Source organism: Parafrigoribacterium humi (assembly GCF_040227205.1).
GTDB lineage: Bacteria > Actinomycetota > Actinomycetes > Actinomycetales > Microbacteriaceae > Parafrigoribacterium_A > Parafrigoribacterium_A humi.
The window spans coordinates 112,985-126,275 of sequence record NZ_JBELOA010000005.1 but is presented as its reverse complement, the minus strand read 5'-3'; the positions used below and the strand labels follow the sequence as shown (position 1 = coordinate 126,275).

The 13,291-nt window shown below is 67.0% G+C and carries 14 protein-coding genes; 10 read left to right on the top strand and 4 right to left on the bottom strand.

Annotation, left to right across the window (positions count from 1 at the left end; all coding sequences use genetic code 11):
* The first annotated feature begins 49 nt into the window (after positions 1–49).
* From ABUA28_RS10095 to ABUA28_RS10080, 4 genes are all read left to right on the top strand, one after another.
* Positions 50–2,119 (top strand): APC family permease, encoded by a 2,070-nt coding sequence (locus ABUA28_RS10095; RefSeq protein ID WP_349904016.1) that lies wholly within the window; start codon positions 50–52, stop codon positions 2,117–2,119.
* A complete protein-coding gene (locus ABUA28_RS10090; RefSeq protein WP_349904014.1) occupies positions 2,116–2,526 on the top strand; it encodes a fluoride efflux transporter FluC in 411 nt (136 codons plus the stop codon). The genes ABUA28_RS10095 and ABUA28_RS10090 overlap by 4 nt, the downstream gene beginning before the upstream one ends.
* Positions 2,523–2,927: a FluC/FEX family fluoride channel gene (locus ABUA28_RS10085; protein WP_349904013.1), complete on the top strand. Its 405-nt coding sequence runs from the start codon at positions 2,523–2,525 to the stop codon at positions 2,925–2,927. Before ABUA28_RS10090 ends, ABUA28_RS10085 begins: the two co-directional genes overlap by 4 nt.
* 132 nt (positions 2,928–3,059) lie before the next feature.
* Positions 3,060–3,767 carry an alpha/beta hydrolase gene (locus tag ABUA28_RS10080; RefSeq protein ID WP_349904011.1) on the top strand — a complete coding sequence of 236 codons (708 nt, stop codon included), beginning with the start codon at positions 3,060–3,062 and terminating at the stop codon, positions 3,765–3,767.
* A 31-nt stretch (positions 3,768–3,798) separates the two neighbouring features.
* Here the strand turns inward: ABUA28_RS10080 and ABUA28_RS10075 are convergent, their stop codons facing one another.
* On the bottom strand, positions 3,799–4,899 hold the full coding sequence (locus ABUA28_RS10075; RefSeq protein WP_349904009.1) for an NAD(P)-binding domain-containing protein: 1,101 nt from the start codon (positions 4,897–4,899) through the stop codon (positions 3,799–3,801).
* 152 nt (positions 4,900–5,051) lie between these two features.
* On the opposite strand from ABUA28_RS10075, the gene ABUA28_RS10070 reads away from it, so the two are divergent.
* Complete coding sequence (locus ABUA28_RS10070; protein WP_349904007.1) at positions 5,052–5,288, top strand: DUF3073 domain-containing protein; 237 nt, start codon at positions 5,052–5,054, stop codon at positions 5,286–5,288.
* Between the two features lie 4 nt (positions 5,289–5,292).
* Here ABUA28_RS10070 and purM read toward each other — a convergent pair whose 3' ends face one another.
* Entirely contained in the window at positions 5,293–6,384 is a 1,092-nt protein-coding gene (gene purM, locus ABUA28_RS10065; protein WP_349904006.1) for a phosphoribosylformylglycinamidine cyclo-ligase, read from the bottom strand.
* A gap of 87 nt (positions 6,385–6,471) precedes the next feature.
* On the opposite strand from purM, the gene purF reads away from it, so the two are divergent.
* Positions 6,472–7,929 (top strand): amidophosphoribosyltransferase, encoded by a 1,458-nt coding sequence (gene purF, locus ABUA28_RS10060; protein WP_349904004.1) that lies wholly within the window; start codon positions 6,472–6,474, stop codon positions 7,927–7,929.
* Here purF and ABUA28_RS10055 read toward each other — a convergent pair.
* Together ABUA28_RS10055 and ABUA28_RS10050 are read right to left on the bottom strand one after the other, a co-directional pair.
* Entirely contained in the window at positions 7,922–8,395 is a 474-nt protein-coding gene (locus tag ABUA28_RS10055) for a hypothetical protein (protein ID WP_349904002.1), read from the bottom strand. The genes purF and ABUA28_RS10055 overlap by 8 nt on opposite strands.
* 148 nt (positions 8,396–8,543) lie before the next feature.
* On the bottom strand, positions 8,544–8,909 hold the full coding sequence (locus ABUA28_RS10050) for a sterol carrier family protein (protein WP_349904001.1): 366 nt from the start codon (positions 8,907–8,909) through the stop codon (positions 8,544–8,546).
* A 209-nt stretch (positions 8,910–9,118) separates the two neighbouring features.
* Between ABUA28_RS10050 and purD the strand changes: the two genes are divergently transcribed.
* From purD to ABUA28_RS10030, 4 genes are all read left to right on the top strand, one after another.
* Positions 9,119–10,369: a phosphoribosylamine--glycine ligase gene (purD, locus tag ABUA28_RS10045; protein WP_349903999.1), complete on the top strand. Its 1,251-nt coding sequence runs from the start codon at positions 9,119–9,121 to the stop codon at positions 10,367–10,369.
* Between the two features lie 127 nt (positions 10,370–10,496).
* A complete protein-coding gene (locus ABUA28_RS10040; protein WP_349903997.1) occupies positions 10,497–11,483 on the top strand; it encodes a phosphoribosylaminoimidazolesuccinocarboxamide synthase in 987 nt (328 codons plus the stop codon).
* 173 nt (positions 11,484–11,656) lie between these two features.
* Positions 11,657–12,541: a VOC family protein gene (locus ABUA28_RS10035; RefSeq protein WP_349903995.1), complete on the top strand. Its 885-nt coding sequence runs from the start codon at positions 11,657–11,659 to the stop codon at positions 12,539–12,541.
* A 95-nt stretch (positions 12,542–12,636) separates the two neighbouring features.
* Complete coding sequence (locus ABUA28_RS10030) at positions 12,637–13,272, top strand: nucleoside/nucleotide kinase family protein (RefSeq protein ID WP_349903993.1); 636 nt, start codon at positions 12,637–12,639, stop codon at positions 13,270–13,272.
* Positions 13,273–13,291 lie beyond the last annotated feature (19 nt).

Sequence of the window (13,291 nt, the reverse complement as noted above, 5' to 3'; positions counted from 1 at the left end):
GAACACAGTGTGATTCACGGCGTACCCAACAGGTGTATTGTCGCTCCTCGTGACTAACGAAGTTCGGTCGCCCAAGCGGTGGCTGATCGGAGAACCACTGTCCTCAGAAAAGCTCGAAGGACAACTTCTTCCGAAACACTTAGCGCTGCCGATCTTTGCCAGCGACGCACTCTCTTCCGTCGCATACGCACCGGAACAGTTGCTCCTCATCCTCACCCTCGGTGGTCTCGCGTTCCTCAGCTTCGCGCCCTGGATCGCCGCCGCCGTGGTGCTGCTGCTCATCGTCGTGGTCGCCTCGTACCGACAACTGATCAAGGCGTACCCCTCCGGCGGCGGGGACTACGAGGTCGCACACGAGAACCTCGGCGAGAAGGCCGGGCTGATCGTCGCATCCGCCCTGCTGGTCGACTACATCCTCACCGTCACGGTGTCGATCGCGAGTGGCGTGGACAACATCATCTCCGCGTTCCCCCAGCTCAACGGCGTTCGCGTCGAGATGGCGGTATTCTTCATCGTCGTGCTCGCGGCCATCAACCTTCGCGGCGTCTCCGAGTCGAGCAAGACCTTCGCGCTGCCGACCTACCTGTTCATCGCCAGCATCGCCGTGATGGTTGTGACCGCGCTCGTGCGGGCGGCACTCGGCGAGACGCCCATCGCATCCTCTGCCGCGTACACGGTGAAGCCGGAAACACTCACCCAGCTCGGCTTCGTGCTCCTGTTGCTCCGCGCATTCGCGAGCGGATGTAGTGCGCTGACCGGTGTCGAGGCGATCGCGAACGGCGTGCAGGCCTTCCGTCGCCCGAAGATCAAGAACGCCCAGCGAACCCTCGTGCTCATGGGCGGCATCGCGATCGCGCTGTTCGTCGGCATCACCGTCGTCGCGCTGCTGAGCAAGGTGCACTACGCGGAGGCGCCGTGCGACCTGGTCGGCTGGGCGCAGTGCGCGAGCCAGCCGCAGCCGAGCGTGATCGCGCAGATCGCCGCAGCCACCTTCCCCGGGGCCGGCCGGTTCATGTTCTACATCATCCAGGCAGCGACGGCGCTCGTGCTGCTGCTGGCCGCGAACACCGCGTTCAATGGATTCCCACTGCTCGGCTCCGTGCTCGCTCGCGACGCCTACGCGCCCAAGTCGTTGCAGACGCGCGGTGACCGCCTGGTCTACTCGAACGGCGTGCTGCTTCTGAGCCTCGCCGCCATCATCCTCGAGCTTCTCTTCCAGGCCGATGTCACGAGGCTCATCCAGCTCTACATCATCGGCGTGTTCATCTCCTTCACCTTGGGACAGACGGGCATGGTCGTGCACTGGACCCGGATGCTGCGCAGGGGCTGCGCTCACCGCGGCCAGGTCATCCGCAGCCGCATGATCAACGCGACCGGTGCGCTGTTCACCGCGATCGTGCTCGTGGTCGTCACCATCACGAAGTTCACCCATGGCGCCTGGATCGTCTTCGTGATCATGCCCGTGCTCTTCGCGCTCATGCTCGGCGTGAACCGCTACTACAGGGGGGTCGAGCGTGACATCACGGTCGACGCCACGACGACCTTCGGTGCGACGGGCGATCACGCGATCGTGCTCGTCGGCGGCATGCGCAAGCCGACGCTGAAGGCCCTCGACTACGCCATCGCCGCTCGGCATGCCAGCATCGAAGCCGTGCACGTGAACATCGATGACGAGGCCACCGCGCTGCTGGAGAAGCAGTGGGTCGACCAGAACATCAAGGTCGCGCTGCGCATCGTGGACTCGCCGTATCGCGACATCAGCATGCCGTTGATCAAGTACATCAAGGCGAGGCGAGCCGAATACGGTGCAGAGGTCATCACCGTGTACACGCCGCTCTACATCGTCGGCCACTGGTGGGAACACCTGCTGCACAACCACAAGGCCAGGCGCATCCGCCAGAAGCTCGCGCTGTGTCACGGTGTCACCATCGCCCTCGTGCCGTGGCTGCTGGACTCGTCGAAGAAGCTCTACGCGAAACCGTCCCGGCCGTTGCCAGGACAGTCCCGTCGCGGTGAGCCTCGCCGCCCGGTCGTGCGCAAGCCGCTGCCGCCCGCCGTGCCCGCCCCGACCCCACCCAAGGCGAAAGCCGGCGCAGCGAAGGCCGGAGTGCGCAGGTGACGGTCGGCTGGCGGGAGTTCGTCGCCGTCGCCGTCGGCGGCGTGATCGGCACGAGCATCCGTCTCGCTGCCGACACCCTGATCCCGCACGAGGCCACCGGCTTCCCCGTCAGCACCCTGACCGTCAACATCGTGGGGGCCTTCGTGCTCGGCGTTCTGGTCTCAAGCATCTGGACCAGGCTGCGCACCCCGAACTGGCTGAAGGCCGCCCTCGGCACCGGGATGCTCGGCTCGTTCACGACCTTCTCCGCGTTCGCCACCTCTTTGCTCACCGAGGCGACGCACGGAATGTGGTGGCTCGCGATTGCGTACCTGCTCGCCTCGCTGATGCTCGGGTTCGCCGCGGCGACGCTCGGCATCCGCGTCGGCCACCGCCTGCCGCCCGAGCCTGACCTGGTGGACGAATGAGCGTCGGAGTGTTCATCGCGGTGGCGGTTGCTGGCGCGATCGGAGCGCTGTTGCGCTACGGAACCTCGCTCGCCTTTGCCGCCGCGGATGCGCGCCACCGGCCGCCGAGACACCTCACCTTCCCCCGCGCCGTGCTCGTCGTGAACGTCGTCGGCTCGGCCATGAGCGGCGGCCTGCTCGCGGTCGCGGAGCAGACCGGCGTCTCCTCCAACCTCCTGCTCGTGCTCGTCACCGGGCTGTGCGGCGGACTCACGACCTTCAGCACCTGGTCGGTCGAGACGATGCAGCTCGTGATCGACGGCCGGATGCGCGCCGCGTTCGCGAGCGTCTGGCTGAACCTGGTGCTGGGCCTCGCCGCCGCGACGCTCTGCTACCTCGCCGTGCTCGCCGTCATCCGCTGAGCGCGCTGCCCGCTTCGATCCCACATTCTGCTGACCGCTGAATCGGCGCTGCGGCATCCCGTGACTCCGTAGCCTTGACGAAAAGGCACGTCACACTCGCGGGCCCTTTCGCCCGGCACGAGAAGGAACACGATGGAACTGATCTTCGTCCACGGCGCCCTGGTACGCGGCGGGCAGTGGTGGTGGCAGCGCACCGCCGACCTGCTCCTGGAGCGCACGGGCATCCGGAGCCGAGCGCTCGCGCTGCCCTCGACCGGCGAGACCAGCCCGGAAGAACAGGCCGGTGGCCTGGGTGCCGATGCGGCGGCACTGCGACGCGAGCTCGACCGGGTCGACTCCGCGATCGTTGTCGGCCACTCCTACGGCGGCACCGTCATCGCCGAAGCGGGGCAGCATCCCGCGGTCAGGCACCTGCTCTACGTGTCGTCGTACCTGCCGGATGTCGGGCAGTCGCAGGCCGCGATCATGGACGGTGAGAGCGACCCGGTCTCGATCGCCGACAACGGGGACGGCACGCTGAGCGCCTCCGGCTATGACGTGGCCTCGTTCGCGGCCCGCTTCCTCCAGGACGCGGATGCCGAGGCCCAGCAGCAGGGCTGGGAGCGCGTGACCGCACAGGCAGCCGGCGCGTTCATGACCCCGACGACGGCCGCCGGGTGGCAGGGAGTCGACTCCACCTATATCGTCTGCGGGCGGGATCGCAGCACCTCGCTCGAGCTGCAGCGCTTCCACGCCGCCCGCGCGACGCGCGCCGTCGAGTTGCCGACCGGCCATCACCCGTTCATCTCGCGGCCAGACCTCGTCGCCCTGCAGATCGAGGCGCTGCTGCAGAAGGCGTGAGTGACGCCAGGTCGTCGTCCGGCCGTCTGGGCTACAGGTTCGAAAGTTGGGCGACGACCTGGCGCGCGATCTGCCGCCCCGCGCGATTCGCACCGATCGTGGACGCCTGCGGCCCGTAGCCCGCGAAGAAGATGCGCGGATCCTTCCACGACGAGCCCTGCCCGACCGTGACGCCGCCCTCCTTCTCGCGCAGCTTGAGCGGGGCGAGGTGCCGCAGCTCCGGGCGAAAGCCCGTGGCCCACAGGATGGCATCTGCGGGCTGGAAGGTTCCGTCTTCCCAGCGCACGCCATCCGGCTCGATGGAGGAGAACATCGGCTTCGCGTCGAGCAGTCCGCGATCGATCGCCGATTGGATGCGCCTGGTGCGAGGAACGCCCGTGCCGCTCACGATGCTCGGCAGTGCCCTGCCCGCCCGCGCGGCCTCATCCTGCATGGCGACGGCCGCGGCGCCCGCCTCAAGGTTGAGCTCGCCCTCGTTGAGGAATTCGATCGGTCTGCGACTGACCCAGCTGAGCTGCGACGCGACGTTCTCCAGCTCGAGGAGAAAGCCGATCGCGGATGTGCCACCGCCGACGACCACGACGCTCTGGCCCGCGAAGTCTTCCGCAGAGTGGTAATCCGTGGTGTGGACGTGCCGCCCTGCGAAATCGTTCAACCCCGGATACCAAGGGATGAACGGGGACCCCCACGTTCCCGTCGCGTTCACGACGATCTGGGTGACGATCTCCTTGGAACCCTGCACCGAGCTGTCGTGGTAGCCGACCACGAGGCCGGTGCCACGGTTGAACACCGAGGTCACGTTGGCGGGGCGCCGCACCTGCAGCCCGTAGAACTCCTCATAGCGATGGTAGAAGTCGGCCACGACATCCTTCGCGGGCAGCGATCGGTCTGCGTTCTCGAAGCTGAGCTCGAGCGCATCCATTCCCGGCAGGTCGTTGATGCGATGTGCCGATCCGATGCGCAGGGCCTCCCAGCGCAATTGCCAGGCACCGCCCGTGCCCGGCCCGCGATCCAGCACGACGAAGTCCTTTGCGGGCACGAGCCCGAGGCGCTGCAGATAGAAGGAGACGGCGAGCCCGGCCTGACCGGCACCGATGACGACGACCGAGGTTTCGGCGGCATCGAAGGTCATCCCCCAACGTTACCGTTGCGCGCTGAAGGACGGCTCAACGGGGTCGCACTGCCCTGCATGCTAAAGTGGGCCGTTAGTTTTGGAAGTTCCTTGTTGGTCAATCTTGGGCGGATCATCGCTCGCCTGAGTAGTAATCGTGAGGGGGTCAAGCCATGGGGCGCGGCCGTCAAAAAGCAAAGCACACGAAGGTGGCTCGGGAGCTGAAGTATTTCAGCCCGGACACCAACTACAACGCGCTCGAACGCGAACTGACGCACTCTGTTCCAGGCTCACCCGTGCCCAACGAGCGTCTCGAAGAAGACCTCGAAAAGTGGCCGGAATTCAACGGACCGACCGGCTACTCCGAAGACGAGTTCGAGCCGGAGGGCGGCAAGAACAAGGCCGTCTGAGCTTTCAGGCGTAACTGCCGACGAGGCGCACGGCTCCGCCGTCCACACCCTTCGCACCCTGCTCGAAACCGGTGAGATCGTGCGTCGCGGTCGAGACGGTACCGGCACGCCAGGCCGGGATGCCGCCGGTGACGAGGCGCTCTACGGTGGCGGATGCGGCATCCGCTGCCACGATCGCGATCATGCCGATGCCGAGGTTCCAGGTGCCCTCGGCGTCTTCCAGGCGCATGCCGCCCATCTCGGCGAGCACGCGGAACACGGGCTGGGGCGACCAGGTGGAGCGATCGAGTTCTGCCCAGGAGCCCCGCGGCAGCACGCGCGCGAGGTTTGCGGCGATTCCGCCACCGGTGACGTGGCTGAGCGCGTGCACGGTGCCCGGCGCCTCTTCGAGCAGACGCAGCAGCGGCGAGGTGTAGAGCCGGGTCGGCTCGAGCAGCACCTCTCCGACCACGCCGCCGAGGTCATCCGACCGATCCGTGTAGCCGATGTCGCGGCCGGCCAGAATATGGCGCACGAGCGAGTAGCCGTTCGAGTGCAGTCCGGATGACGCGAGCGCGATCACGACGTCGCCATCGTTCACGAGGTGAGCACCCAGCACCGCGTCCGCCTCCACCGCGCCGGTGGCTGCCCCGGCGACGTCGTAGTCGTCCGGGCCGAGAAGGCCGGGGTGCTCCGCGGTCTCGCCACCGACGAGCGCGGTGCCGGTCTCTGCGCAGCCGCGAGCGATTCCCGCGACGATGTCGGCGATCCGCTCGGGCACCACCCTGCCGCAGGCGATGTAGTCCGTCATGAACAGGGGCGTAGCTCCGACCACGACGATGTCATCGACGACCATGCCGACGAGGTCCTGGCCGATGGTGTCGTGCTTGTCGATGGCCTGCGCGATCGCGACCTTGGTGCCCACGCCATCCGTCGATGTCGCCAGGAGCGGACGTGTGAATGACTTCAGGTATGACACGTCGAAGAGTCCGGCGAAGCCGCCGACCCCACCGAAGACCTGCGGCCCATGGGTCCTGGTGACCGCAGCCTTCATGAGCTCGACCGCGAGGTCGCCCGCCACTGTGTCAACCCCGGCTTCGGCGTACTTATTGGCCATCCGTTTTGTTCCGTTCCCGCGTGTCGGAGAGTCGTGAAAGACTGTTCTCAAGCAACCACAATCCTACGGTCTGGAGACTGCTCGCGAATGTGCGGCATTGTCGGCATAGTTTCTTCGGAACCCGCCAACCAACTGGTGTACGACAGCCTCCTGCTGCTGCAACATCGCGGCCAGGACTCCACCGGCATAGCCACGGTGGATGGGCGTGCATTTCACGTGCACAAGGCCAAGGGGCAGGTGCGCGAGGCGTACCGCACCCGTGACATGCGCGCGCTGCCGGGCACCCTCGGGCTCGGACACGTCCGCTACGCAACGCGAGGCTCGGCCGACAACGAAGACGAAGCGCAGCCGTTCTACGTGAACGCGCCGTACGGCATCGTGCTCGTGCACAACGGCAACCTCACGAACACGCGCGAGCTCACCCAGGAGCTGTTCCACGTCGATCGCAGGCACCTCAACACGAGCTCAGACACCGAGCTGCTCGTCAACGTGCTCGCGAACGAGCTGCAGCAGCAGGTCTCGGGCCCGGACCTCGACCCCGACCAGATCTTCGCCGCGGTCGAGCGCGTGCACGAGCGCGTCGAGGGCTCCTACGCGGCCATCGCGCTCATCGCCGGCTACGGGCTGCTCGCGTTCCGTGACCCGTTCGGTATCCGGCCACTCGTGCTGGGGCGGCGCCAGCGCGGCTTCCTGAACACCGAGTGGGTCGTGGCGTCCGAGTCCCTGGTTCTCGAGAGCGGCGGCTACGAGGTGGTTCGGGATGTCGCCCCGGGTGAAGCGATCTTCATCGCCGTCGACGGCGAGATGATCTCGAAACAGTGCGCGAAGAATCCGCGCCTGATTCCCTGCTCGTTCGAGTACGTGTACCTGGCCAGGCCCGACTCGATCATGAACGGCATCTCGGTGTACGACGCGCGCCTGCGACTCGGCAACCGTCTCGCAGACACGATCGCGCAGTACGCGCCAGCCGGCGACATCGACGTGGTGATGCCGATTCCCGACTCGTCGAGGCCCGCCGCCATGCAGGTCGCCCAGAAGCTCGGCATCGAATACCGCGAGGGGTTCTACAAGAACCGCTACGTCGGACGGACATTCATCATGCCCGGGCAGGCCGAACGCAAGAAGTCGGTGAAGCAGAAGCTCAACGCGATGGGCTCCGAGTTCAAGGGCAAGAACATCCTCATCGTCGACGACTCGATCGTGCGCGGCACCACCTCGAAGGAGATCGTGCAGATGGCGCGCGAGGCCGGCGCCAACTCCGTGACCTTCACCTCCGCGGCGCCCCCTGTGCGCTTCGCCCACGTCTACGGAATCAACATGCCGTCGCGGCAGGAGCTGATCGCGCACGGGCGCAAGATCCCGGAGATCAACCTCGAGCTCGGCGCCGACCACCTCATCTATCAGGAGGTCGCCGACATGCAGGCGGCCATCCTCGAGGGATCAGACATCGAGAGCCTCGAGATGAGCTGCTTCACCGGGGACTACGTGACCGGCACGGTCACCCCGGAGTATCTCGACTGGGTGGAGCAGACCCAGCTCAGCTGAGTCCGTGCGGCTGGTCTGTCAGCTCGGGCTGCGCGGCTGCCACTTCGGGCAGCTCGGGCCGTTCGGTCGCTGCTTCGGGCTCCTCGGGCTCCTCGGTCTCCTCGGCCACGAGGCGTTCGGCGGGCACGATCTTCGCGGCGCGGTATGACGTCCACTCGAATATCACGCCGATGATCCCGCCGACAACGACGCCAGCCGGGATGCCATAGACGAGGAAGTAGCCGAACAGCGCGGCGAATCCGATGGCCGGGTCGACCGGCTGCAGCGCGGTCAGGATGAGCGTGCCGAGGAATCCGACGAGGGCGCCCAGGATCAGAAACACCGAGATCTTCGGCGCACGCCGGATGCGCACCTCGACCGCGGCTGCGCTGACTCCGGCTGCGCTGACTCCGGCTGCGCTGGCTCGGACCGCGCTGGCCGCGGTTGGGTCGGCGTGCTCGGGGCCGCTCTCACTCACGTTGGTCATGTGTCCATTGTCCCATGGCTCGCTGCGCACCAGCCGCTCAGTTTGCGGAGTCGATGCGGAGTCTTGTCAACGATGCGGCCGCCATGACAGGCGCATCGTTGGCAAGAGGCCGCATCGTTGGGCACGGACGGCTGACGCCCGCGCCTGGTTAGCCGTGCTGCCAGTTCAGCGGCAGGAGTTCGCCGAGGTCCGCACGGGAACCGGATGCCGCGATGACGCCGCGCGCGCGAGCAGCGGCCCACTGCTCGGCGCCGGTTGCAATCGCGAGCCAGGTGGCGGCATCCGTCTCGACCACGTTGGGCGGGGTGCCGCGAGTGTGCCCGGGGCCCTCGATGCACTGCACCGCTCCGAACGGCGGCACGCGCACCTCGACGGAGTTGCCGGGGGCGGCATCCGCGAGCAATTGCAGCAGGTAGCGCACGGCCGTCGCAGTGGCGTCGCGGGCGGCTCCGGTCGCGAGCGCAGCCCGCACTGCGGTGCCGCCGACGGCATCCGTGATTCGCGCCCTGGCCATACCCCCAACGGTAGCCGAGCGCGGAGGGACAGGGATGCCACGCGGCGCGCGGGCACACGACCACGACTGTGCCTTACGGAAATTCAGGACTGTGGTCACCCGTCCTCGGCGTAGGGCACAGGATGGCACGCAAGAGACGCCAAAGTCCTGAATTTCCAAAAGACAGGACGGCGACGGCAATGCTCCTCCCGCGCCGGTACTCTGTTGAGGTGAGAATCCTCGTCCTCGGATCCGGCGCGCGCGAGCACGCCATCGTCACCGCACTCCTGGCTGAGAATGCCGGTCACCAGATCACCGTCGCGCCCGGCAACGCCGGCATCGCCGCGGATGTCGACGTCATCTCCCTCGACCCCAGCAACGGCGACATCGTCGCGGATTTCGCCCTCGACAATGCGATCGAGCTGGTCGTCATCGGGCCGGAGGCGCCACTCGTCGCCGGCGTTGCCGACAAGCTGCGCAGACGCGGCATCGCGGTGTTCGGTCCGGGCAAGACCGCGGCCCAGCTCGAGGGCAGTAAGACCTTCGCCAAGCGCATCATGGAGGAGGCGGGCGTTCCGACCGGCCAGGCCGTGCGGGCATCCGACATCACCGAGGTGGCCGCCGCGCTCGACGCCTACGGCGCCCCCTACGTCGTGAAGGCCGATGGGCTCGCCGCGGGCAAGGGCGTTCTCGTCACCGAGGAGCGCGACGCCGCGCTCGCCCACGCCGAGTACTGGCTCTCCCACGGCAGCGTGCTCGTCGAGGAGTTCCTCGCCGGCCAGGAGGTGTCGCTCTTCCTGCTCTCCGACGGGGAGACTGTGCTGCCCCTCTCGCCGGCCCAGGACTACAAGCGGCTCGGCGACGCGGATGAGGGCCCCAACACGGGCGGAATGGGCGCGTACTCGCCGCTTCCGTGGCTTCCATCCGGCTTCGTGGACGAAGTGATCGACACCATCGCGCTGCCGACCGTGCGTCAGCTCGCTGCCGAGGGAACGCCGTTCGTCGGCCTGCTGTATTGCGGACTGATCGTGACCGATCGCGGCATCCGAGTCATCGAGTTCAACGCCCGCTTCGGCGACCCCGAGACCCAGGTCGTGCTGCCGAGACTCATGACCCCCCTGAGCGGTCTGCTGCTCGCCGCGGCGACCGGAGGCCTCGGCGGACTGCCCAGGCCGGAGTTCTCGGATGACGTGGCCGTCACGGTCGTGCTGGCCAGCGAGGGCTATCCAGAGTCCGCCATCACGGGCCGCACGATCACCGGACTCGACACCGCCCTCGCCATCCACGGGGTGACGATCGCGCACGCCGCGACCGCCGTGTCGGGCGACGACCTGGTCGCCACCGGCGGCCGGGTGCTGAGCGTCGTCGCCACCGGATCCGACTTTGCCGAGGCCCGCTCCCGCGCCTACCTCGCGCTCGAGGCCATCGAGCTCGACGGCGGCCAGTACCGCTCCGACATCGCGGCCCGCGTCGCGGACTAGGCCGATCGCGCATCCGTCACCCCATGGTTCTCGTTATTCAGGAGGTGAAGGGACTGTTGGGGCTGGAGTGACACGTGCTTGGCGGGCGAACGCACATCCGCCACACCACCTCCTGAATAATGAAGGTGTGACTAGCGACGACAAGACCCTGCCCGGTTGGACCCCCGTGTACTCCGGCAAGGTGCGCGAGCTCTACGTCGAGGACGGTCAGAGTCTCGACACCGCCGAGCGGGTGCTCGTGGTGGCGAGCGACCGGGTCAGCGCGTTCGACTTCGTGCTCTCTCCCGGCATCCCGGGCAAGGGCGAACTGCTCACGACGCTGAGCCTGTGGTGGTTCGATCAGCTGGATGGCATCCCGAACCACCTCGTGGCCGACCACGAGCTGGTTGGCGACACCGTTGCAGACCTGATTCCGGATGCCGTGGCCGGCCGCGCCATGCTGGTGCGCTCCCTCGACATGTTCCCGATCGAGTGTGTGGTGCGCGGATACCTCGTGGGCAGCGGCTGGGCCGAGTACCAGCAGACGCAGAGCGTGTGCAGGATCGCCCTTCCCGCGGGCCTCTCCAACGGGGACCGTCTGCCCGAGCCCATCTACACTCCGGCGTTTAAGGCCGAGCTGGGCGAGCACGACGAGAACATCTCGTTCGAGCACACGGTCGAGCTCGTGGGGGCGGAGGCCGCGACCGCTCTGCGCGAGCTCAGCCTCGAGATCTTCGGACGAGCATCCGGCATCGCCGAGAAGCGCGGCGTGATTCTTGCCGACACGAAGTTCGAGTTCGGCCGAAACCGGGATACCGGTGTCATCACGCTGGCCGACGAGGTGCTCACGAGCGACTCGAGCCGGTACTGGGATGCCGCCGTCTACGCCTCCGGAAACCGCACCGAGAGCTTTGACAAGCAGATCGTGCGCAACTGGCTCGCCGCGCACTGGGACAAGACCGGCACCCCGCCCGAACTGCCGCCGGAGATCGTCGCGCAGACCGCCGCGCGCTACCGGGAGCTGATCGAGCGGCTGACCGGGTCATCCGCTCGCCCGATCGACAGTTCGGGGGTGGATGACATCGTCGTGCCGGTCGACCCTGCCGCGACGACCATCTGCGAGGGCTGCGAGTAGGGCCACCGAAAAGGAGGAGAAAGTAGCGGATGACGCCGAAAATCTCCCTCGTTCCGTGCGGGTGGCGAGAAACCTCATGCGCAGCGGTGGCGAACGTCGGCAGATTCGTCACCCCATTGCGGAATAGTTAAAGCTTCAACTAAGTTGTCCTGTGTAGACCGAAAGGCACTCACATGCACAACGACTCCGACCTCCTCGCAGCAGACACCTCGATGGGACCGGTGACCCTGCTCGTCGGTGACCTCGACGCGATGACCAAGTACTACCGGGACGCCGTATCACTGCGGGTGCTCAGCCAGGGGGCAGCAGGCGAGGCCGGCGACACCGTGACGCTCGGGCGCGGCGCAACGCCCGTCATGATCCTCAAGCACGCACCGGAATTGACGCACGCGAGCCAGCGCGAGGCCGGGCTGTTCCACACGGCCATCCTGTTCGACACCGAAGCGGCGCTGGCCGCAGCCGTCTACTCGGTCGCGCAGAAGCATCCGAACACCTTCACCGGCAGCTCAGACCACCTCGTGAGCAAGGCCTTCTACTTTACCGACCCCGAGGGCAACGGCGTCGAACTCTACTGGGATCGTGATCGCACGACCTGGAGCTGGACGCACGGCAGCATCGAGATGTCCACGCTGTATCTCGACCCCAACGCCTTCCTTCAGGAACACCTGACCGAGAACGCAGTGGCCGAGCCGGTCATCGGCGGCGCGAAGGTCGGCCACGTGCACCTGCAGGTGGGCGATGTCGCGACCGCGCGCGAGTTCTACGTGAACCAGCTCGGCTTCGAGGCCACCGCGCAGATGGCAGGCTCTGCGCTGTTCGTGAGCGCGGGCGGCTACCACCACCACATGGCGATGAACACCTGGAACTCCAAGGGTGCAGGCCCGCGCCAGCGGGCTCTCGGACTGAGCCTCATCGACATCGAGGTGCCGGGTGCAGACGACCTCGGGGCTCTGGGCGAGCGGATGTCGCACCACGGCATCCAGACCCGCAACGACGGCAGGTCACTCACGTTCGACGACCCGTGGGCCAACACGATCTCGGTGCATGCCACCCAGTAACATTCAGCTGTGGGGGAACTCGGTGTGGTGAGCGATTTCGGCGCCGCGGCGCGGCTCGACCGAGTGATTTCCGCAACGAACGAGGAGACGCCCGAGTGAGCACCGTCACAAGTCTTGGTGCCGTCGCCAGGCTCATCAAGGAGTCGAGCAGGGAGAGCGGCAAGCAGCGCATCCTCGTCGGCATCGTCGGCCCACCCGCGGCAGGCAAGACCACGATCTCGGAGAAGCTCGTGCAGCTGCTCGGGCCGCGCAGCGCGACGCTCGGCATGGACGGCTTCCACCTGCCGCAACGCACCCTGGTGAAGCTCGGCAAGCGCGACCGGATGGGCGCGTCAGACACCTTCGACGTCGACGGTTTCGTGTCGCTCCTGATCCAGCTCTCGGGCAATCCGGGAAGGACCACGCTCGCGCCGGGTTTCGACCGCACCATCGAGGAGGCGCTCCCCGACGCGCTCAGCTTCGGTCCAGAGATCTCAACGATCGTCGTGGAGGGCAACTACCTGCTGCACGACTCCGGCGGGTGGGAGCGGATCGCGGCGCTGCTCGACCTGAGCTTCTTCGTGAAGATCGAACACGACATCCGCATGGCACGGCTCATCGAGCGTCACATCCAGTACGGAAAGACTCCGGATGCCGCGGTCGCCTGGGCGAACGGCCCCGACGCAGACAACGCCCGCATGGTCGGAGCGAGCGCGGACCGTGCCGACCACGTGATCGAACTCGCGCAATAGGCGCCAGCGCACTTCGCAC

Bases quoted from the DNA above. Each gene is read 5' to 3' on its own strand.
- ABUA28_RS10085 (WP_349904013.1), top strand. From the start codon at position 2,523: ATGAGCGTCGGAGTGTTCATCGCGGTGGCGGTTGCTGGCGCGATCGGA.
- ABUA28_RS10080 (WP_349904011.1), top strand. From the start codon at position 3,060: ATGGAACTGATCTTCGTCCACGGCGCCCTGGTACGCGGCGGGCAGTGG.
- ABUA28_RS10075 (WP_349904009.1), bottom strand. From the start codon at position 4,899: ATGACCTTCGATGCCGCCGAAACCTCGGTCGTCGTCATCGGTGCCGGT.
- ABUA28_RS10070 (WP_349904007.1), top strand. From the start codon at position 5,052: ATGGGGCGCGGCCGTCAAAAAGCAAAGCACACGAAGGTGGCTCGGGAG.
- purM (WP_349904006.1), bottom strand. From the start codon at position 6,384: ATGGCCAATAAGTACGCCGAAGCCGGGGTTGACACAGTGGCGGGCGAC.
- purF (WP_349904004.1), top strand. From the start codon at position 6,472: ATGTGCGGCATTGTCGGCATAGTTTCTTCGGAACCCGCCAACCAACTG.
- ABUA28_RS10055 (WP_349904002.1), bottom strand. From the start codon at position 8,395: ATGACCAACGTGAGTGAGAGCGGCCCCGAGCACGCCGACCCAACCGCG.
- ABUA28_RS10050 (WP_349904001.1), bottom strand. From the start codon at position 8,909: ATGGCCAGGGCGCGAATCACGGATGCCGTCGGCGGCACCGCAGTGCGG.
- ABUA28_RS10035 (WP_349903995.1), top strand. From the start codon at position 11,657: ATGCACAACGACTCCGACCTCCTCGCAGCAGACACCTCGATGGGACCG.